We start from the raw sequence: 19,997 nt of genomic DNA on the forward strand, positions 1-19,997 counted from the left end.
CGCTACGTCGATTCAACCAGTATTCGTCGGCCTTGTCAGGTGTTCTGTCGATATCGCGCGGAGGTTCCGTCGCCCGTGGGCGGGTGTTCCGGCGCCCCCGGGGAGGCCGATACCGCGTGCGGATAGGGTGCAAGCATGAGCGCGACTCCCCGCCCCTCCCCCGCCTCCGGCGAATCCCGCGAAGCTCGCGAATCCGACTCCACGACTGCTCCCGGATCCGACCCCGCGACTGCCTCGGCACCGGCTGCAGCGGCACACGAGTCGGCCGGCGCCTCGGGCGCACCCAAGCGAACCATCGTCTCCTGGGCCCTCTGGGACTGGGGATCGGCAGCCTTCAACGCCGTCATCGTGACCTTCGTCTTCGCCCCCTACCTGACCTCCGGGGTGGCGGCCGACAGCGCCGGCGGCAGCTCGGCGCTGGGCCTGGTGACCGGAATCGCGGGCCTCATCATCGCCATTCTCGCCCCGGCCACCGGGATCCGCGCCGACCGCGGCGGACGGCACCGGCTGTGGCTCGGCGTCAACTCCGGGCTCGTGGTCGCGTGCATGCTAGGCATGTTCTTCATCAAGGACTCCCCCGAATTCCTGTGGCCCGGCCTGCTGCTCCTGGGCCTGGCGAACGTCTTCTTCGAACTCGCCGAGGTCTTCTACAACGGGATGCTCACCCGGATCTCGACCCCCACGACCGCGGGTCGCATCTCCGGGCTCGGCTGGGGGTTGGGCTACTTCGGCGGCCTGGTGCTGCTGATGCTCCTCCTAGTCACCGTGATCCAGCCCGAGGTGGGGCTGTTCGGCGCGACCGACGAGGACGGCCTGCGGTACCGAGTGGTGGCGGTCGCGGCTGCCGTGTGGTTCGGCGTCTTCGCCATTCCGATCCTGATCTTCGCCCCGCGGGAGGCCGTCTCCCCCGCCGAGGCGCGGGAGCGGGAGTCGATGTTCTCGTTCGTCACGCGCTGGGCCGCGGACTTCCGCCATCTGATCCGCCGCATCGTCGCCCTGTTCAAGACCGACCGCGAGACTCTCAAGTTCCTGGCCGCCTCGGCCGTGTTCCGCGACGGGCTGGCCACGATCTTCGCCTTCGCCGGGGTGATCGCCGCGGGCTCCTACGGCTTCGACGGCTCCGAGATCATCCTGCTGGGAGTCGCGGCCAACCTGGTGGCAGGCGTGGGAGCGCTGTCCGCCGGGTGGTTCGACGACCGGTTCGGGGCCAAGACCGTGATCGTCGTCGGGCTGGTGTGCCTGATCGCGGGTGCAGTGCCGATCATCGTCAGCGGCGACAAGACCGTCTTCTGGATCGCCGCGATGTGGCTGTGCCTGTTTGTGGGCCCGGTGCAGTCGGCTTCGCGGCCCTTCCTCACCCGCATCACCCCGCCGGAGCGCGCTGGCGAGAACTTCGGGCTGTACGCGACGACCGGGCGGGCGGTGAGCTTCCTGGGTCCGCTGCTGTTCGCGGCGTTCATCGCGCTGTTCGGGTTCCAGCGGGCCGGTGCTATCGGCATCATGCTGGTGCTCGCGGCCGGGCTGGTGCTCATGCTGTTCGTGCGAGGCGGTGCGGCGCTGCGGGAGAATGTTGAACACGTGCGAGGGTGAGGAGCGTTGATCCGCCCGCAGAGGCACGGAACTCAGGACCTTCTGGTCAGAAATATTGTCCGGCCTCATCTAGAGGTCAGAAACGCTCGTTCGGCCGAATCCGAAGGTCAGAAACGTCTGCCGAATCCGGCTTTCCGCGACCTTTTGTGACCGGAAGATTCGCGCTTTCGAACGTTTCTGACCAGCAGATTCAGTCTCACCAGGCTGGGCAGCTTCACCGCGAGCTCGAACCCCAGGCTCCGCGGCCGCAGCTTCGCGCTGAGGTTACCGCGGGCTCGGACCTCAGGAACCGCAGCTCCGTGTGATCACCGCTAGGAGAACCCCGGAGCCCGTGCTCGCTGGACCTCAGGGCGACCTCTCGGCCAGGGCAGCACGAATCTGCGCCAGGTACTTCCGGCGAGGAGTCCGCTTCGTCACCCTGATGACCTCCCATCCGGCCCTGCGCATTGCGTCATACCGGCGGATGTCGTATTCGTGCTGGTCCGGGTCCAGCCGATGCTGATCCCCGTCGTACTCGATCGCGATCTTCGCCTCGATGTACGCCAGGTCGGGGCTGACCCTGCCTGCTCCCGGAACGGAAAACGCGTGGTGGATGACCGGTTCGGGGAGACCTGCATCGACAATAGTCAGACGCAGCTCGGTCTCCTGCGGCGAATCCACGTCCTCCCGAGCTCGAGCGACCGCTGCGATGAGGCGCGACCGCCCGCTGTATCCGCGGACTTCAGCCACGAACGTCGACAGCTGCGTCCGGTTCACCAGTGGCGGTCCGTGCCACTTTCCCATCAGCGCGTCCGCCACCAGGACAAGCTGCCACTCGCTCAGCACCGCAGCCAGCTCGAGCAGGACGAACCTCACCGCGTTGATCCGGATCCCATAGATCTCGATCGGCGCGATGTGCTTGGATCGATGGCCGATCACCCCCGGGCGTCGGACACGTCCATCCCCGCCACTCGCCACGACGTGCAGTGGACCGCCGAGCAGGTTGTCGTCCAGCGGCCAGCCCAAGAGCTCCGCTGCGCTGACGCCGCAGACGAGCGCATCGGGCCGAGCAGTCTGGAGTTCGCGTGCCCGGTCGTGCACCGCGAGCCACGACTCATCAGCCCATTCGGGTTTCCGGACGGTCACGAAGCTGTCGGCTTGGGCGTGCACGCCGTGGGTGTTTCGGCTATTCAGAGGTTTGCCGTCAAGCGCGTACTTGCTGATGGAGTGAGCCCTGCGGTCACGGGTGCGGAAGAACTGCGGACGTTCGATGCTGGTCACGGTCCCAGTACAGGCCGCGCGGACTCCTCAGCGGTACCAGGCTTCCGCACCTGTGCACACAGAGCATCCTCGGAGGCACGCTGTGACCTCCGGCGCTCTCGCCTTCACCAGCCATCGCCCCGCAGCTGAGCCATCGCCCCGCAGCGCGATCCAGCACCCCATCCAGCGCCCCGCCTCAGCCCCTGCGGCCGGCGTCGATGAAGACGTCGAGGTGATCGACGACCACCGACAGGTCGACCTTCGCCTGCTCCAGGCGAACCGACAGCCATTCGTCGGCAGCGTCGCGCAGCCCGGGAGCCTCCTCCACCGCCGCTTCGACGCGCTCCATGAGGAATCGGGAGATGAATTCGCTGTCATCGGGCGCGTCCAGCTGCCACGGGCTCGCGCTGCTGGTGACCTCCGCGCCGATGCGCCGGCCGGCGGCGGCCATCGCCGCACCGCCCTCGGCACCGAGCCTCCCTTCGCGCTGCTGATGCGCGGCGAAGGCACTGCCGATCGCCTCGTCCCGGGGATCTACCGGGCTGAGACTCCACTCATCGGTGATGCTGAGCAGGAACAGCCCCATGCCGCCGAACCGGTGCAGCGTCTGCGCCACCACGTCGACGTCGGCGGGAGTGAGCACATCGCAGACGGCGCTGCAGGTGACGAGCAGGTGCCCGGAAGCGGACTCGCCGCGCAGGTGCTCGGCGGCAACGTCAGGAAGGCTGGTGATCGGCGCGGTCACCGTGGTCGCCTCGGGCAGTGCGCGGGAAGCGACTCCGAGGGAGTCGGCGTCGGCGTCGAGCAGGACCCAGTTGATCTCGCGCCCGTCGAGCCGCGGGCGAAGATGCCGGTCGAACCACAGCGCCGAGTTGCCGGTACCGGCGCCGATGTCGATGACGGTCACCGGTCCGATCAGGCGGGCGGCCGCCTTGTCGAGGAGGGGAAGCGCGTGCCGGCGCGCCTCGTCGTCGACGGGCAAGCGCATGTCGAGCCAGTCGTGGGCGGCCGCCGTCATCGGACGCCTGCGTGCATCCGGGGCAAGGACGCGTCGTGCGACGTTCTCCGGCGCGCTTCCGCCTCGGATGACCTCGCCGAGCGCGCTGTCGTCAGGTGTGGGGTCACGATGCGGCCTCCTGTGCTGCTTCCCATTCGAATCCATCCGGATCGGTGAACGAACCGGCGTCACCACCGATCACGATACGGGGTGAACCGCTGCCGTCGGGGGAAGCATCGACGGTCTTGGCCAGTGCGGCGCGCTTGAGGAGCGTGAGAGTGATCGGCCCGGTGCCGAATTCGACGTAACGGCGACCGAAGCTCTTGGCGACTTTGAGACCGCGCTCTGCGTAGAACCGCTTGCTCTCACCGACGTCGGCGACGCCCAGCTGCAGGACGATGTTCTCGATCCGATGCTCGGGGTCGCCGGTGTTCTTCTTGCCCGCCGAGGCGACCGTGACGATCATGCCATCCGGCGAGCTGACGGCCCCGCCGTAACCCCAGAGCGACTTGGAGGCGGACTTCATCAAGGTTCCGCCGGCCTCGACCGCGGCTTCGATGATGCCGTCGGCGACGGCCGGCTGCGGCACCACCAGCGAGAGAGTGAACCCGCGGAACCCCGCTGTCGGCGCGTCCGAAGCCCGCACCCGCACCAGGTCTCCGAGTCCGAGCGCCTGATAGAAGCGCTCCTCCGCACCGGGGTCATCGGCCTCTGCAGTGATGTACTCGATCTTCGTCATATCGGCCACGTTATTGCCCCTCGCAAGGTCACGCTTCTCGAATCCTGATCGATGACGGCCAGCAATGGACGGCCAGCAACATCTGCCCGGGCCTCCCAGTGATTTTCGTCAGGGCCACCCGCTGATTCTTCGCCGGCGACCACGTTCAATGACTGAATGGCCACAGCCGACACGCTCAGGGAGTTCCTCGACCGCCACGTCCAGACCGGGATGATGCCCGGAGCAGCGGCGAGCCTCGGCACAGACTTCGAACCCGTTGCAGTCGGGAGCATGGCGCTCGATGGCCCGCCGATGAGGACGGACGCAATCTTCCGCATCGAGTCGATGACCAAGATCATCACCAGCGTGGCGGCTCTGCGACTCGTCGAAGACGGGCAGCTCGGACTCGATGACCCGGTCGACCGGTGGATGCCGGAGCTCGCGGGCAGACGCGTGCTCACCCACCCGGATGCCGAACTCGACGACACCGTGGCCACGCAGCGGCCGATCACCCTGCGGCACCTGATGACCAATCAGTCCGGCTACGGATCCATGACCAGCGACAGCCCTCTGGCGCGTGCGATGCAGGCCAACGGCACCGCCTCGGGCTTCGGGCCCAGCGAGCTGGCTGCCCAGGATTGGCTGGACGCTCTCTCCGACCTCCCGCTGGCCTTCCAGCCCGGAGACGGCTGGCGCTACCACCACTCCTTCGGGATCCTGGGAATCCTCCTGGGCCGCGTCACCGGCGGCACCACGAGTGACTGCTTGGCTCAGACGCTCTTCGAGCCGCTCGAAATAGCGGACACTGGCTTCTTCATTCCGAGCGAGCAGGCGGACCGACTACCGGCGGCGTATCGCCACGAGGGCCGCGATTACGCAGAGGTCCAACCGGCGGCCGGCGGCTTCTACACCGGCCCGCCACCTTTCGACCTGAGCCACGGAGAACTGGTGTCGACGGCCGCTGACTTCTACACGTTCCTCCGCGCGCTGCTGGACGGCGAGCTCATCGGCACCGAGCATCTGGAGCTGCTGCGCACTGATCAGGTCCCCTCCTCCGCCAAGCAGCGCGACAGCTTCTTCTACCCCGGCTTCTGGGATTCCAACGGCTGGGGTTTCGGCGTCAGCGTCGTGGCTGCCGGCCCCTACACAGGCCGGTTCGGCTGGTCCGGCGGTCTGAGCACCGACTTCTTCGTCGACCCGGATGGCACGATCGGCATCCTGATGACGCAGGTGGAGCTCGACGAGCTGATGATGTCGGTGTCCGCGGGGTTCCAGCAGCTCTGAGCGCTGCCGTCAGCTCTGACCCCCCACCGCCCCAGCCACAGCGCCCAGCCCCCGCGGCCACCGCCACGGCCCCCAGCGCCCCTACGTCAGGAAATCCCGCATCCCCCGCTCGGCCTGCCGATAGGTGCTGGCCTCGATGACCTCGCCCTTGTTGAACCGATCGATCACCCGCGGGTCGACGTAGGAGTTGCGCGCGATCGTCGGCGTGTTCTGCAGGTGATCCGCGACCTCCTGCATCGCCGCCTTGATCGCCCGCTTCCGCGACTTCCCGGAAGCGCCGGGCTCGTGACGCTGCGCCAGCGCGATCGCGGCCATCACGGTGGCGTGCCAGGTGCGGAAGTCCTTGGCGGTCATGTCGATGCCGGAGACGTCCTTGAGGAACTCGTTGACCTGCGCCGAGGTCAGCGCGCACCATCCGCCGCCCTCCCGGTACGCGATCGCGTTATCCTTCCGGCGCCTGTCCAGCATCGGTGCGATCGCCTCGGCGAGGTCCTTGTCCCGTGCCTCGATGCTCGCGTGCTGGCCCGACTTGGCCGGGAACTCCAGGTGGATCAGCGGGCCATCGACGGAGACGTGCTTGACGAGCATCGTCGTCAGCCCGTACGAGCCGTTCGCCTCCGCATACTCCTCGTTGCCCACGCGGATGCCGGTGATGTCCAGGAGCCGGAACGCCACCGCGCACGCCTTCTCCACCCCTATGCCCTCGCTGTGCAGCAGCCGAGTCGCCTTGGGCCGAGCCGCCGGCAGCGCGTCGCCGACGTCGAGGATGTGGTCGAACTTCTTCTCGGCCTGCCTCTCCTTCCAGCGCTCGTGGTAGATGTACTGCTTGCGCCCCGCGTCATCGATCCCGGTCGCCTGGATGTGGCCATTGGGGTACGGGCAGATCCACACGTCCTCCCACGCCGGCGGAATGGCCAGCTTCTTGCACCTGTCGATCTCCTCCGGGTCGGTGACCTTCGTGCCGTCCGGCCGCCGGAAGGCATAGCCCTTGCCGTGCTTGCGCCGGGAATACCCGGGCTTGGCGGGGTCACTGCGCCGGAGACGCACCCGACGAGGACCACTGCTCTTCGGCATACCGGGAGTGTATGCACCCCGCACCCGCTATAACAAGGTGCCCTGTCATAACCAAGAGTCGCCGCCGAGGCGGTCGGCGACTCGGCCTCTTCCGTCCCGTGGTCGTCGTCCGGCAGGCGGCCCGGCCCCCTGCCGAGGCGGTCCTCGCCTCGGCAGGTTCCGCCCCTTTGGAGGCGGGCGCCCTGGCCCCCGACCACTCATCCGAAAGTTGCTTCGCCGACTTCCCTACTCACAAGTAACCGTCAGTTGTGACGGGTTACCGTCAGGTCTTACACTGATTGCAGTGAGACCACTGAACGATCGATCAAGGAAGATCCCGCATGGATAATCTGCTCAGCCCCGAAGAGCGTGAGTTCGCGCAGCACATGCGCGAGTTCTACCGCACCGAAATCCCGGAGGACATCCGCCGCCGCAACGCGATCGGCGAGGAACTGACCAAGGACGACATCGTCACCACGATGCGAATCCTCAACAAGCACGGCTACGCGGTCCCCAACTGGCCCGTCGAATGAGGCGGCCAGGACTGGACCCCCGTTCAGCGCCACATCTGGCTCGAGGAGATGCAGCTCGCCTCCGTCCCGACCCCGCTGGCGTTCAACGCCTCGATGGTCGGCCCCGTCATCGCCACCTTCGGCAGCCAGGAGATCAAGGAACGGTTCCTCCCGGCCACGGCGAACTGCGACATCTTCTGGAGCCAGGGCTTCTCGGAGCCCAACGCCGGCTCCGACCTCGCCTCGCTGAAGACCTCGGCGGTGAAGCAGGGCGACAAGTACATCGTCAACGGCCAGAAGACCTGGACCACGCTCGGTCAGTACGGCGACTGGATCTTCATGCTCGTGCGCACCGATCCGAACGTGAAGAAGCAGGCCGGCATCTCCTTCCTGCTCATCGACATGAAGAGCCCCGGTGTGACAGTCCGCCCGATCCAGCTCATCGACGGCGGCCACGAGGTCAACGAGGTCTTCTTCGACAACGTCGAGGTGCCGGTCGAGAACCTCGTCGGCGAGGAGAACAAGGGCTGGACCTACGCCAAGTTCCTGCTCGGCAACGAGCGCACCGGCATCGCCCGGATCGGCGGCTCGAAGGTGGCACTGGCCCGGGTCAAGGCCTACGCCGCGAACACCCGGACCGCACGCGGCACCCTCCTGGACGAGCCGGCATTCGCCGCGAAGCTCACCCGGGTCGAGGCGCAGCTGACCGCCCTGGAGTTCACGCAGCTGCGCATCCTGTCGACGCAGGCCGCCGGTTCGGACAAGCCGGATCCGCGCTCGTCGGTGCTGAAGCTGCGCGGTTCGCAGCTGCAGCAGGACATCACCGAGCTGATGGTCGACGTGCTCGGACCCGAGGGTCTGGACTTCGTGGACTCCCGCGAAACCCCCGACGGGTTCTCCACGCTGCCCAACGGCGCCGTCGACGCGCTGCCGGCGTACTTCAACTACCGCAAGGTCACGATCTACGGCGGTTCCTCCGAAGTGCAGCGGTCCATCATCTCCAAGGCCCTGCTCGGCCTCTGAGCATCCCACGATTTCAAAGGAGAATCTCTCATGGATCTCGAACTCAATGACGTCCAGCAGGAGCTCGGAGCGACCCTGGCCCGCCTGCTCAAGACCAAGTACGACGCCGGCACCCGCGAGGAGATCCTCGCCTCGGAGCAGGGCTACAGCCAGGACATGTGGAACCAGTACGCCGAACTCGGCCTGCTCGGCCTGCCGTTCGCCGAGGACCACGGCGGCGCCGGCATGGGCTTCGCCGAGGTCGCCGTGGTGATGGAGGAATTCGGCAAGGCGCTCATCCTCGAGCCCTACCTGGCCACGGTCGTCCTCGGCGGCGGACTGGTCAACGCCGTCGGCACCGACGAGCAGAAGGCCCAGATCCTGCCCGGCGTCGCCGACGGCACCACCAAGCTGGCCTTCGCCGGCTACGAGCCGACCGGCCGCTACGACCTCACCCGCCCGGCGACCACCGCGACCGTCTCCGGTGACAGCGTCACGCTCACCGGCGAGAAGTCCCGCGTGCTCGGCGGCGACGCCGCCGACCAGCTCGTCGTCTCCGCCGCCATCGACGGCGGGGTCGGCCTGTTCCTCGTCGACGCCACCGCAGGCGGCGTGAACGTCGACGTGCGCACCCAGGCCGACGGGCTGAAGTCCGCCTCCGTGCTGCTCGACGGAGCAACGGCCACCAGGCTGGGCACCGGCGACGCCACCGAGGCGATCGCCCGCGTCATCGACACCGCCAACGCCGCGCTGATGGCCGAGGCCGTCGGCGCGATGGAGGTCTCCCTGCAGATGACCTCGGAGTACCTCCACACCCGCGAGCAGTTCGGCGCCCCGATCGGCCGCAACCAGGTCCTCCAGCACCGCGCCGCCGACATGTACGCCACCCTGCAGGACGCCAAGAGCATGGCCCTCTACGCCAAGCTCGCCATCGTCCAGGACGCCGCAGGCACCAGCACCACCCGCCACCGCGACGTCATCGCCGCCAAGATCATCATCGATCAGGCCGCCCGCCACATCATGCAGGAATCCATCCAGATGCACGGCGGCATCGGCATGACCATGGAATACCCCATCGGCCACTACGCCAAGCGGCTTACCGTCATCACCAAGACCTTCGACGAGGCCGACGCCCTCACCGCCGAACTCGCCGAAGCCGGCGGACTCATCGCCCCCGAGGCCGCAGACCTGCCCACGCAGGAAGGCGCAATGGTCTGACGGCCGGTCGCCACGCTGCGCAAGCCGTGACCAACGGCTGAAGCCGGCTCTCCCTCACGTGAGGGAGAGCCGGCTTCTTCTGTCGAGTCGCGGCAGCGTGCGCTCAGTCCACCCGCTGACCGAACACGTGCCGGCGGATCCAGGCGTGCATCGCGATCGCAGCCGCGGCAGCGGCATTCATCGACCGCGTCGAGCCGAACTGCTCGATCGACAGCACTGCATCGCACGCCGCGTGCGCCTGCTCGGTGAGGCCGGGGCCCTCCTGGCCGAACAGGAGCACGCAGTCGCGCGGCAGGTCGAAGGTCTCCAACGGCACCGAGTCCGGGAAGTTGTCGATCCCGATCAATGCCAGGCCCTGGTCCGAGCACCAGGCGGCGAGCGCCTCGGCGTCGGGGTGGTGGTGGATGTGCTGGTACTTGTCGGTGACCATGGCGCCGCGCCGATTCCACCGGCGGCGGCCGACGATGTGGACGGCCTGGGCGTTGAAGGCGTTGGCGGTGCGCACGACGGACCCGATGTTGAGGTCGTGCTGCCAGTTCTCGACCGCGACGTGGAAGGCGTGGCGAGTGCGGTCGAGGTCGGCGACGATCGCGTCGAGGTGCCAGTACCGGTACCTGTCGACCACGTTGCGGCGGTCGCCCTCGCGCAGGAGCTCGGGGTCCCAGTGCTCACCATCCGGCCACGGCCCGTCCCACGGACCGACACCCACCTCCGGGCGTTCGCCCGGGGCGGGTCCCTGCTCGGTCACTGGGAGTCCGACTTCTTCCCACGGACGGTGGAGCCGGACTTCTTCCCGGTGCTCTTCGCCGAGGCGTCGGCCGTCTTCGAGGCTGCGCCCGGCTTGGCCGCGGTGCCCGCCTTGGCCGCGGTGCCCGGTTTGGCGGCCGTGCCCGGCTTGGCCGATGCTCCGGCCTTGACGTCCTCGTCAGCGTCCACCGAGTCGTCAGCGTCAGCGTCGACATCATCTGCGTCGACGCTCTTCGAGGACCCGCCGGCGGCCTTGCCCGACGTCGAGGCCGTGGTCGACTTCTCACCCTTGCCGGAACCGCCAGAGGCCGACGTGGACTTCTTCGAGGAGTCCGCGTCCTCGCCCTTGAGCGTGGCCTTCTTGCCGCCGCGGCCGGAGCCGCGCAGCAGGTTGCTGCGGTAGGCGTTCGAGGCCAGCGCGAAGAAGATCAGACCGAGGACCAGCACGATGGCCAGGGAGATCAGACCCTCCCACCATTCGGCCTGAGCAGCGAAGAAGCGCAGGGGCGTCGCCACCGGCGCGGTGAACGGGATCCACGACAGCCACTTGAGCACCTCGAACCTGCCCAGGTACAGCAGCGGGGCGATCGCGCCCGCGATCAGGAGCACGACGGTGAGGCCGTACCCGATCTGGCGAGTGCGGCGGTTGGCCGCGGTGGCGGCCCACAGGTACATCGACAGGTACATGAGGTGGGCGGCCAGGTAGAGGCCGGCGAACCAGGCAAGTCCCGGGAGCATCCCCGTTGCCAGCGAGGTGCGCGAGCCGATGGACAGGCCCAGCAGCAGCACGCCCACGGCGATCACCAGGTAGCCCAGCGACAGCAGCGTCAGGCCGTACACCCGGCCCCAGGCAGAGGCCTTCGGCGGGATCGTGGCGGCGATGATCTCCGCGATCCGGTTGCGCTTCTCGACCCGCATATTGGAGTACAGCGCAGCACCCAGGGTCATCACCGAGGCGATGAGCAGGAACGCCATCCCCCAGCCGAGTGCCTGCGAGACGTCCGCGTTGACCGCGGGCGGCTCGAGGTAGGACACCTGCATCTGCGGGGAGAACTTGTCGAGGACTTCGGTCGGCTCGCTGTTGAGCGTGAGGATCGAGTCGTTGCCCTGACCGGTGACGTCCGGGATGAGCGCGGCATCGGCGCTGCCGTCGCGGACCATCTGCTCGGCCTGCTCGGCGGACTCGGCCGCCACGACTCCCAGGCCGAGCTGCTGCTCGAACATCGGAGCCTGTTCGGCGCTGACGCCGACGACAGCGACCGTGGTGTCCGTGCCACCGGTCGTCGGAGCGGCGTTGCGCAGCCCGATGACGACGGCAGCGATCACGCCGAGGCCGATGATCAGGGCCGTGACGTAGAACAGCGGGCTGCGGGAGACTGCGGAGGTCTCCCGGTTGGAGACCAGCCAGGCGGCCTGCTGGTTGGTCAGGTCGCGGAACTCGGACACGAGCCCGGTCTTGGGCTCCGACCCGGGCGGCCGGTCCTCGCGCAGCTCGTAGGGCACGTCATCGTCTTCCTCGATCGTGACGACCGCGATGTCATTGTCCGCGTCGTCGCTGCCACCGGCGCCATTCGAGGCGTCATCCGAGGTGTCGTAGTCGGCCTCGGTGTCGTCGTCGGGGTCGACATCGTCATCGCCGGCGTCGGTCACGGTCGTCATCGCGTCGTCGTCGATCTCGAGGTCGTCACCGGCTCCGGAGCTGCCGGGATCGCTGTCGGCGGTGCCTTCCGTGACCAGGAACTCGTCGTCCTCGAGGTTGCCCAGGCCCGCGGAGAGGTCCTTGTCCTGCCCGGGGCCCTGCTTGGAGTTGCTCACGCTCTTGTCCTTGCGATCGGTCACTTACACCTTCTCCTTGAACAGCTCGGCGAGACTCGGCTCGACCGCGGTGAATCCGCGCAGTCCGGCCAGGTCCCTCACGGCTTCCCCTGCGGCGTTGGCATGAACGGCGGCGAACCTCAGCGTCGACCCCTCGCGGGTCACCTCGGTGACGCCGACCGCCGAGGCGAGCTGCGCCTCGGCGAGGTCCGCGTCCGGGCCCGCGGCCAGCTCGACCTGGTAGGTGATGTGGTCGGCACGCAGCTCGCTCAGCGTGCCCTGCTCCAGGATGGTGCCGTGGGACAGGACGACGATGTCGTCGGCGGCCGCCTGGGTGAGGTTCCAGTTGTCGGAGGTGAAGATCACCGGCACTCCGGAGTCCGCGTGGTCGCGCAGCAGCTCGAAGACCTTCTCCGCGCTGGTCGCATCCAGACCCTCGAAGGGCTCGTCGAGGACGACGACGTCCGGGTCGGCGGCGAGCACGGAGGCAATGTCGACGCGGGCGACCTCGGTGCCGGAAAGGTTCGACAGCGGCGCGTAGGCGCGGTCGGACAGGTCGAGGCGGGCCAGCAGCGTGACGGCGTTCCGTTCGGCCGCGCCCAGTGTCATCCCGTGGAGGCGGGAGAAGTAAACGATCTGCTCCAGCACCTTCATGTTCGGGTAGCCGCCGCGCTCAGCGGGCAGGTAGCCGAAGTTCTGCCGGTCGCCGAAGCCGAGCTTGTGGCCTTCGAGGCTGACCGAACCGCTGTCGGCCTCGATGAGACCCATGATCACGCGGATGAGTTCAGTCTTGCCCGATCCGCGCGGGCCGACGACCCCGGTGATCCGGCGCGCTTCGGCGGTCAACGACACGTCCTTGAGCCAGGTCTTGCGACCTGACTTGACCGTGATGCCTTTGAGTGTGAGCACTGATCGTCCTTCTTGTTGCGGAATGTTGCGCAGAGTCAGTTTCCCCCGCCAGTCATGGATGTCACAAACCGAGGCGCGCTCGCGCTTCCGACATTCGGCCACTTCTCAGCCGGCGGCGATGCCGTGCGAAGGCTGGCGAATGCAGTCTACTGCCGATGGTTCGAGCTTTCGTTGGCGGTGCGGGAGCGCGGCGGTGGTTCGGGACTTCGCCGACGGTTCCGGACATCGGCGATGGCTGGAGGTGCACCGGCGGTTCGGGCCGTCGGGTCAGTCCAGGCCGAGGTCGGCGGTGGTGAGCGCGGCGAGATACGGCAGCCCTTCGGCTTCGACTCGCTCACGGGCCCCGGTGTTGCGGTCCATCACGACGGCAACGGCCACGACATCCGCTCCAGCCGCCCGGAGCGCCTCGACTGCGGTGAGCACGGAGCCGCCGGTGGTCGAGGTGTCCTCGACGGCGACGACCCGGCGGCCGGCGACGTCCGGCCCCTCGACCTGCCGGCCCATGCCGTGCTGCTTGGCCTCCTTGCGCACGACGAAGGTGTCCAGGGGAGTCCCGCGCACCACGGACCGGTGCATGATCGCGGTGCCGACGGGATCAGCGCCCATAGTGAGGCCGCCGATCGCATCGACCCGAGAGAGGTAGCCCTCGGTCTCCAGAAGGTCGAGCATGACGTCGCCGATCAGCGGGGCGCTGCGGTGGTGGAGGGTGACGCGGCGCAGATCGAGGTAGTAGTCCGCTTCCTTGCCGGAGGACAGGGTGACTCGACCGCGGACCACGGCAAGGTGGTCGATGAGGGAGAGAAGCTGGGCACGGCTGCTTGCGGGAGACATTGGGGGCATGGGGACATTCTATGCGGGGTCTCGCAGCGCCCCGGACGTGCAGGCCAACGCGTCGGTGTCATTCGACCGTTGAGACCACCGTGTCGTTGTACTCGTCGAGATACGAGGTGAAGTCATCGCCGAACGCCGTCAGCGGCTGCAGCATCGCCGACTCCACGTACTCGTCATACGCATCCGATTCGACGTACTGCTTCGCCGCGTCGATCCAGAACTGACGCGCTTCATCGCTGATCCCGCCCGGCGCGAGGATCCCGCGATACTGGGCGAAAGCCACATCGATCCCCTGCTCCTTGGCCGTGGGCACGTCCGAGATCTGATCGTAGGTGTAGCGCTCCTCGGCCGCGGCGCACAGGGGACGAACATCTCCGGACTCGATCTGACCCATCGCTTCGCTCGGGTTCGCGGAGACAACCTCGACATGACCACCCATGAGAGCAGTGGTGCTCTCGCTGCCGGCCCCGAACGGCACGTAGTCGAATTCGGCGCCCGAAGCCTCCTCGAAGAGGTTGAAGGTGATCTCATCGAGGCCACCCGCGAACCCGACGACGACGCGGCCATCTTCAGCCTTCTCGACGAAGTCCGAGCACGTCTGCAGCTCGGAGTCGCTGCGGACGAGGATCAGCGTGCTGTCCTCGCCGATCTTGAAGATCGGCGTGAATTCCTGGTAGGAAAACTCGACCTCTTGCGTCGCCGGGATATGGATCAGAGCCGTCTCGGCGGAGATCAGATAGTTGGGGTCACCCTCGTACTGCAAGAAGTTCGAGAAACCCAGCGCGCCGCCGCTCCCCTCCTGGTTCTCGACCGAGATCGTCACGTCCGCGGCCTCCTCCAGTCCGGCCGCAACCGCCCGCCCTGCGACATCACTGCCACCACCGGGTCCGGCCGGGACGATCATCGAGACGTTTCCCGAGGGGAGATCCGAAGACTGCGCGGGTCCGTCCTGGCAACCGGAAAGCACCAATCCTGCTGCAGCCACGAGGGCCGCCGTGCCAACAGCCGACTTTGCAGATCTCATGAGAGCATTCCTTCGCTTGCATGCGGGCTCACCCGCCACGGTCCGGCCAGGCCGGAGTGGTCGTCGATGACCACATCGTCAAAGTTAGGGCTGGCTGGAGGCCTGTTGGGGCCTCGGGCTTCTCATTTCGTCACGACAGATCAGCAGGGTCTGCGCAGTTGCGCAGGCCAGCGTGAATAAGCAAGAGCCCCGGGGCGCGAATCGCGTCTTCCCGGGGCTCCTGCGGCACTCCCCTCGAGTACCCGGACGCATCCCCATACGTCCGTTCATTCGCCCGATCCCCACCGGACGAATGCCTCTATTTGACCATAGTTCGCGCGGATTCGTAAACCGGGAGTTCACTTTGCTCCACATCTCACAGAGATCTCTCAACGTCCACTGATTTCGACCTCCCCGGAGCACCTCCGGGGCCACCGTCAGGCCCGGGATCTCCGCGCCTTCCGGGTCCTCCGGAACCCGTTGCTCAGCACCCGGATCACCGGCCGAGGCGTCAGCTGGGCGACCACGTACGCGAGCTTGTACTGGGCCCCGGCCACCGACACGATCCTGCCGGCGCGACCGTCCCGGATGCCCTCCCGCGCGACCGCCTCGGCGCTCACCCAGGCGATGCGGGGCCACCGCGACATGTCCACGCTCATCCGATCGTGGAACTCGGTCCGGGCGAACCCGGGCAGGACCGCGGTGGCGGTGACCCCCGTGCCGGCCAGTTCGCTCGCGAGGCTCTCCGTGAACACCATCGCTGCCGACTTCGCCGCTGCGTAGGCGCCCATCGTCGTCAGCCCGGCCATCGAGGCGACGTTGAGGATCCCTCCTCGGCCCCGCTCGATCATCCGGTGCGCGGCATGCCACGAGATCACCTGCACGGCGGAGTTGAGGATCCGGTCCAGCGCCACCAGCTCGTCCGGCTGCGTGCGCAGCGCCGAGGTGCGCAGTCCGTAGCCGGCATTGTTCACCACCACGTCGACCCGCTCGTTGTCGATGAGATCGGTGACAGCGGCGATCCCGGACTCTGTCGCGAGGTCGGCGGGCAGCACGCGGGCGGTGATGTCGAACTCCTCGACGAGCGCCTCGGCGGTCTCCAGCAGGCGCTGCTCGGTGCGGGCGACGAGCACGAGCTCGTAGCCGTCGCCGGCGAGCTCCCGGGCGAACGCCAGGCCGATTCCGCTCGTCGCCCCGGTGATCAGGGCGACGGGCGGATCCCCCGCCGAGGCGCCCGCCACCGTGGCAGCGTCAGGTGCGGTGCGGCCGGGGCCGGTTCCGGGGCTGGTTGCGGCGGCGTGGGCGATCGGCGCTTCGGACGTCATTGCACCAGGGTAGGACAGGCCAGGGCGGGGTCAGGGTAGGACAGGGCGCGGCGAGGTCAGCGCAGGACCCGAGGCTGAGGGCTCGCACCGAGCACTCCGGCGATGCCCCGAGCTGCCCGGTCGCCGGAGACGAGTGCTCCCTGGATCGACCCGGTGTCGCGGTGGTCCCCGCACACGAATACTCGGTCGGACAGTCGCTGCGGAGACCGGTCGACCAGGGGCGGCGGAGTCACGGGCAGGGCGTGCGGGAGGACATGGTGCGCGACCACCTCCCACCCGCTCGTCGAGGTCCCGTAGATGCGTGCGAGGTCGCTGCGCACCGCGGCCTCGTCCGCCATGCCGTCGGGCCGGTCCAGCAGAGTGGTCGCCTCGATCAGGTGCCTGCCGGGCGGGGCGTAGGACGGGGCGGCGTTCGACACGACCGCCGTGTTCCACACGGGTCCCGCCGGCCCGCCGCCGGGCCGCGAGGCGTCCAGCACCAGGAACGGTTCGGCCACCGGTGGCTCCGGGGCTGTGAACCACCACGTCGTCAGCCCATGAGTTGCCCGGTCGTGCTGGCCGGTGAGCGTTCCGATCGCTTCCGGGCCGACGGCGACGACAGCGGCACGGGCACGAACAGTCCCGCTGTCGGTTCCGACCTCGACTCCGGCAGTGGTCTCTCGGAGGTTCTGCGCCGCAGTCCGCAGGCGCGGTGGATCGATCAGGCTTGCCGCCATCTGTTCGGGAAGGGCGCCCATCCCGTCCCGGGGCAGCCCGGGAATCGCCAGGGCGAACGACCGCACCAGCAGACGCACATAGTTCGCAGAGCTCTGCCCGGAGCTGTCGGCGAGCACCCCCGCAAGGAACGTGTCGAGCACCTCGCGGCGCAGTCTCCCGGTGGCGCCGACGCTGTCGAGGGACGCGGCGAGCGTCGTGTCATCGGTCGCCCGCGAAGCCGCGGTGTCGCGCAGCAGCGTCGGACCCAGCCAGCGCACCAGACCGCGGAGGTCGCGCAGATCCAGCAGGCCGCCGCGAAGTGCGCCCAGGTCCCGGCCGGAGCGATTCAGGGGATGGGTCAGCACCTGGAGCGCTTCCGGCGTCCGAACCAGCACTCCGGCACCGAACCGCTGCAGGCCCAGGGCTTTGACATCGATCCACGCCCGCACCGCAGGATACGAGGAATTCAGCACCTGGAAGCCACGGTCGCACTGGAACCCGTCGATCCGCTCCGTGCGCACTCGGCCGCCGACGCCATCGTTCTTCTCGAGCACGTGGACAGCGAGTCCGCTGCGCTGGAGCCGGCGGGCGCTCTGCAGACCGGCGAGCCCGGCGCCGATCACCACGACATCGGTGTCCATGGTCCTCCGTCCGTGTCCACGGTCCTCCGTTCGTCGACGCGATCAGGCGTCGTGGCGATCAGACTATGCGGGTCCTGGAATCAGACTAGGCGGTCGGCACGCGCCCGGACAGGTGTCCGGACGGTGGAATAGAGTGGCCGCATGCGAATCGCGACGTGGAATGTGAACTCGATCCGGGCCCGCGCCGACCGAATCGGGGCCTGGCTGGACCGGTCGGATGCAGACGTGCTCGCCATCCAGGAGCTCAAGTGCAAGGACTCCCAGTTCCCGCAGGACCTCTTCACCGACCGCGGCTACGAAGTCGCCTTCCACGGACTCAACCAGTGGAACGGCGTGGCTATTGCCAGCCGGATCGGGCTCGAGGATGTCGAAATCGGCTTCCCAGAGGTCCCCGGCTTCGGCGATGACGACGAGGTCGAGGCGCGGGCCATCAGCGCCGAGTGCGACGGGGTGCGCGTCTACTCGCTCTACGTGCCCAACGGCCGCGAGGTCGACCACCCGCACTACCACTACAAGCTCCTGTGGCTGGCCGCCCTCCGCGCCGAGATCGTGCGGAAGCTCGAGTCCGGGGAGAATCCGGAGCTGGTGCTGTGCGGCGACTTCAATGTCGCGCCCCAGGATGAGGACGTGTGGGATATGGCGGCGTTCGAGGGCGCCACGCATGTGTCGGAGCCGGAGCGCGCGGCGTTCAGCGCACTCCTCGACGCAGGCCTCACCGATGTCGCCCGCCCGTTCACTCCAGGACCCGGCGTCTACACCTACTGGGACTATCAGCAGCTGCGGTTCCCCAAGAAGCAGGGCATGCGAATCGACTTCCAGCTCGCCTCGGCGCCGCTGGCCGACCGCGCGGTCGACGCCTTCATCGATCGTGAGGAGCGCAAGGGCAAGGGAGCGTCGGACCACGCCCCCGTCGTCGTCGACTACCGCAGCTGACGCGGGCGCCCGGCGGTCTCCACGAGGACGCTCGAGCCGCAGCAGGCGGTCTTCCACGAGGACCGCAGTCGGCGGGAACCCGTAGGGATGTTCCAGATCGGCCACACAGTCTCCCCCGATCTGGTTGCTGGAGCGAGCACTGCCCTAGGCTGGTCGCTATGAGCAATCCCAACGATCCTTACCGGCGGCCGAACCCCCCGCAGGTCAACCCTCCCACGCAGCCGGGCGAGGGTCCTGGGTCGAGCCAGACGCCGGGAGCGTCCCAATCCACTTCCCCGTGGAGCGGGCAGTCAGCGGGAACCACTCAGCCCGGAGCCTTCGGCAGCCCGGGAGGCGCGGGCCAGTTCCCCGGCCAGGCCGGCGGGCCCGCGCAGGCTTCTTATGGATCAGGCCGGCCCCCGTTCCAGCCGGGCGGCCAGGGTCAGCAATCCGGCGGACCGGGCCAGCAACCGCAGGCACCCGGACAGCAGTTCCAGCAACCACAGCCGCCCTATGGCGGACAGGGCGGGCCTGGCGGCCCGACAGGACCCGGCGGCCCAGCAGGACCCGCGGGACCGGGCGGCAGCCCCGCCGGTCCGGGTGGTCCCGGCTATCCGGGGGCCGGCAGTTCCGGCTTCCCCGGCGGCCCCAGCTATCCGGGTGGGCCGAGCAACCCGAGCGGCCCCAGCTATCCGGGCGGCGCCTTGGGCTACTCGGGAGCTGCTGGTCCCGGCTATCCCGGATCCGGCGGAGGTCAGGGCTATCCCGGAGCCGGCTCGGGCTACCCGGGTGCCGGCGGTGGTCCGGGCTATCCCGGCGGACCGACCGGACCGGGGTACGGCGGACCGGCAGGGCCCGGTGGGCCGCAGCCGCCCAAGAAAGGCAAAGGCGGACTCATCGCCGGACTGGTGATCGGCGGGTTCCTCATCCTCGCGCTCATCGTGGGCGGTGGCATCTGGGGCGTGTCACAGCTCACCGCCGAACCCGAACCGACCGAGTCGGCGACGACTCAGCCGCCCACGCCGGACCCGCAGTCCAGTCCGGACACGACGCAGGCCGCCGAGGTCGATCCCGACATCGGCATCGGCGACTGCATCCGCCAGCCCAGCGGCCCCCGACTGGACCCGATCGACTGCGACGAGCCGCATTACGGCCAGGTCTACGCGCAGAAGAAGATCGATGGCGACGCCTACCCCGGCGACTCACAGCTGGACGCAGACGCTCGCACCTTCTGCCAGTCGGGCGCCTCGGGAGCGCTCGATCCGGCCAAGCTCAGCGAGGACTACGTCGCCAGCTTCGCCTACCCCACCCCGGAGACCTGGGCCAACGCCGAGCAGCGCTACATCCACTGCGTGGTGCTGCGCGCAGACGGCAGCGACTTCACCGAGAACCTGCTCCCGAGCTCCTGAGACACCACCAGGCGGTGGTGGGAACGAGTCTCCTCGTGCCCGCCACCGCCTCGGCGTCTGCTCACCGCACCGGAGCGCACCCCAAGCGCCGCGGCT

General features: G+C 68.4%; 16 protein-coding genes and 1 pseudogene. 6 read left to right on the forward strand and 11 right to left on the reverse strand.

What is annotated here, in order from left to right:
- Positions 1 to 135: 135 nt before the first annotated feature.
- Positions 136 to 1,590 carry an MFS transporter gene (locus LXN01_RS04945; protein WP_236863470.1) on the forward strand — a complete coding sequence of 485 codons (1,455 nt, stop codon included), beginning with the start codon at positions 136 to 138 and terminating at the stop codon, positions 1,588 to 1,590.
- Between the two features lie 345 nt (positions 1,591 to 1,935).
- Here LXN01_RS04945 and LXN01_RS16305 read toward each other — a convergent pair whose 3' ends face one another.
- The 3 genes from LXN01_RS16305 to LXN01_RS04960 all read right to left on the reverse strand — a co-directional run bounded on the left by LXN01_RS16305 (position 1,936) and on the right by LXN01_RS04960 (position 4,565).
- Positions 1,936 to 2,850, reverse strand: a complete 915-nt coding sequence (locus LXN01_RS16305; RefSeq protein WP_236863471.1) for an endonuclease domain-containing protein — start codon at positions 2,848 to 2,850, stop codon at positions 1,936 to 1,938.
- Positions 2,851 to 3,025: 175 nt separating this feature from the next.
- Positions 3,026 to 3,847 carry a class I SAM-dependent methyltransferase gene (locus tag LXN01_RS04955; protein WP_236863472.1) on the reverse strand — a complete coding sequence of 274 codons (822 nt, stop codon included), beginning with the start codon at positions 3,845 to 3,847 and terminating at the stop codon, positions 3,026 to 3,028.
- A gap of 103 nt (positions 3,848 to 3,950) precedes the next feature.
- Positions 3,951 to 4,565 (reverse strand): VOC family protein, encoded by a 615-nt coding sequence (locus LXN01_RS04960; RefSeq protein WP_236863473.1) that lies wholly within the window; start codon positions 4,563 to 4,565, stop codon positions 3,951 to 3,953.
- 156 nt (positions 4,566 to 4,721) lie between these two features.
- Here LXN01_RS04960 and LXN01_RS04965 point away from each other — a divergent pair, with 156 nt between their 5' ends.
- On the forward strand, positions 4,722 to 5,828 hold the full coding sequence (locus LXN01_RS04965; RefSeq protein WP_236863474.1) for a serine hydrolase domain-containing protein: 1,107 nt from the start codon (positions 4,722 to 4,724) through the stop codon (positions 5,826 to 5,828).
- 81 nt (positions 5,829 to 5,909) lie between these two features.
- Here LXN01_RS04965 and LXN01_RS04970 read toward each other — a convergent pair whose 3' ends face one another.
- The gene (locus LXN01_RS04970) at positions 5,910 to 6,902 is read right to left on the reverse strand and encodes a DNA topoisomerase IB (RefSeq protein WP_236863475.1); all 993 of its coding nucleotides are present in this window, start codon (positions 6,900 to 6,902) and stop codon (positions 5,910 to 5,912) included.
- A 320-nt stretch (positions 6,903 to 7,222) separates the two neighbouring features.
- Here LXN01_RS04970 and LXN01_RS04975 point away from each other — a divergent pair.
- Together LXN01_RS04975 and LXN01_RS04980 are read left to right on the forward strand one after the other, a co-directional pair.
- Positions 7,223 to 8,416, forward strand: a pseudogene (locus LXN01_RS04975) (acyl-CoA dehydrogenase family protein).
- Positions 8,417 to 8,446: 30 nt separating this feature from the next.
- Positions 8,447 to 9,613, forward strand: coding sequence for an acyl-CoA dehydrogenase family protein (locus tag LXN01_RS04980; RefSeq protein ID WP_236863476.1), 1,167 nt, complete (start codon positions 8,447 to 8,449; stop codon positions 9,611 to 9,613).
- Positions 9,614 to 9,716: 103 nt separating this feature from the next.
- Here LXN01_RS04980 and LXN01_RS04985 read toward each other — a convergent pair whose 3' ends face one another.
- The 7 genes from LXN01_RS04985 to LXN01_RS05015 form a co-directional block, all read right to left on the reverse strand.
- On the reverse strand, positions 9,717 to 10,361 hold the full coding sequence (locus tag LXN01_RS04985; RefSeq protein ID WP_236863477.1) for a TrmH family RNA methyltransferase: 645 nt from the start codon (positions 10,359 to 10,361) through the stop codon (positions 9,717 to 9,719).
- Complete coding sequence (locus LXN01_RS04990) at positions 10,358 to 12,199, reverse strand: ABC transporter permease (RefSeq protein ID WP_236863478.1); 1,842 nt, start codon at positions 12,197 to 12,199, stop codon at positions 10,358 to 10,360. Before LXN01_RS04990 ends, LXN01_RS04985 begins: the two co-directional genes overlap by 4 nt.
- Positions 12,200 to 13,084, reverse strand: coding sequence for an ABC transporter ATP-binding protein (locus LXN01_RS04995; protein WP_236863479.1), 885 nt, complete (start codon positions 13,082 to 13,084; stop codon positions 12,200 to 12,202).
- A 267-nt stretch (positions 13,085 to 13,351) separates the two neighbouring features.
- A complete protein-coding gene (gene pyrE, locus LXN01_RS05000; RefSeq protein ID WP_236863480.1) occupies positions 13,352 to 13,924 on the reverse strand; it encodes an orotate phosphoribosyltransferase in 573 nt (190 codons plus the stop codon).
- A gap of 58 nt (positions 13,925 to 13,982) precedes the next feature.
- Complete coding sequence (locus tag LXN01_RS05005; RefSeq protein ID WP_236863481.1) at positions 13,983 to 14,939, reverse strand: tripartite tricarboxylate transporter substrate binding protein; 957 nt, start codon at positions 14,937 to 14,939, stop codon at positions 13,983 to 13,985.
- A 416-nt stretch (positions 14,940 to 15,355) separates the two neighbouring features.
- Positions 15,356 to 16,243, reverse strand: a complete 888-nt coding sequence (locus LXN01_RS05010) for an SDR family NAD(P)-dependent oxidoreductase (protein WP_236863482.1) — start codon at positions 16,241 to 16,243, stop codon at positions 15,356 to 15,358.
- A 56-nt stretch (positions 16,244 to 16,299) separates the two neighbouring features.
- Positions 16,300 to 17,580 (reverse strand): flavin monoamine oxidase family protein, encoded by a 1,281-nt coding sequence (locus LXN01_RS05015; RefSeq protein ID WP_236863483.1) that lies wholly within the window; start codon positions 17,578 to 17,580, stop codon positions 16,300 to 16,302.
- Between the two features lie 141 nt (positions 17,581 to 17,721).
- On the opposite strand from LXN01_RS05015, the gene LXN01_RS05020 reads away from it, so the two are divergent.
- Entirely contained in the window at positions 17,722 to 18,513 is a 792-nt protein-coding gene (locus tag LXN01_RS05020; protein ID WP_236863484.1) for an exodeoxyribonuclease III, read from the forward strand.
- A 158-nt stretch (positions 18,514 to 18,671) separates the two neighbouring features.
- Positions 18,672 to 19,901: a hypothetical protein gene (locus LXN01_RS05025; RefSeq protein ID WP_236863485.1), complete on the forward strand. Its 1,230-nt coding sequence runs from the start codon at positions 18,672 to 18,674 to the stop codon at positions 19,899 to 19,901.
- The last annotated feature ends 96 nt before the right edge of the window (positions 19,902 to 19,997 follow it).

The organism is Brevibacterium daeguense, assembly GCF_021729135.1.
Lineage (GTDB): Bacteria > Actinomycetota > Actinomycetes > Actinomycetales > Brevibacteriaceae > Brevibacterium > Brevibacterium daeguense.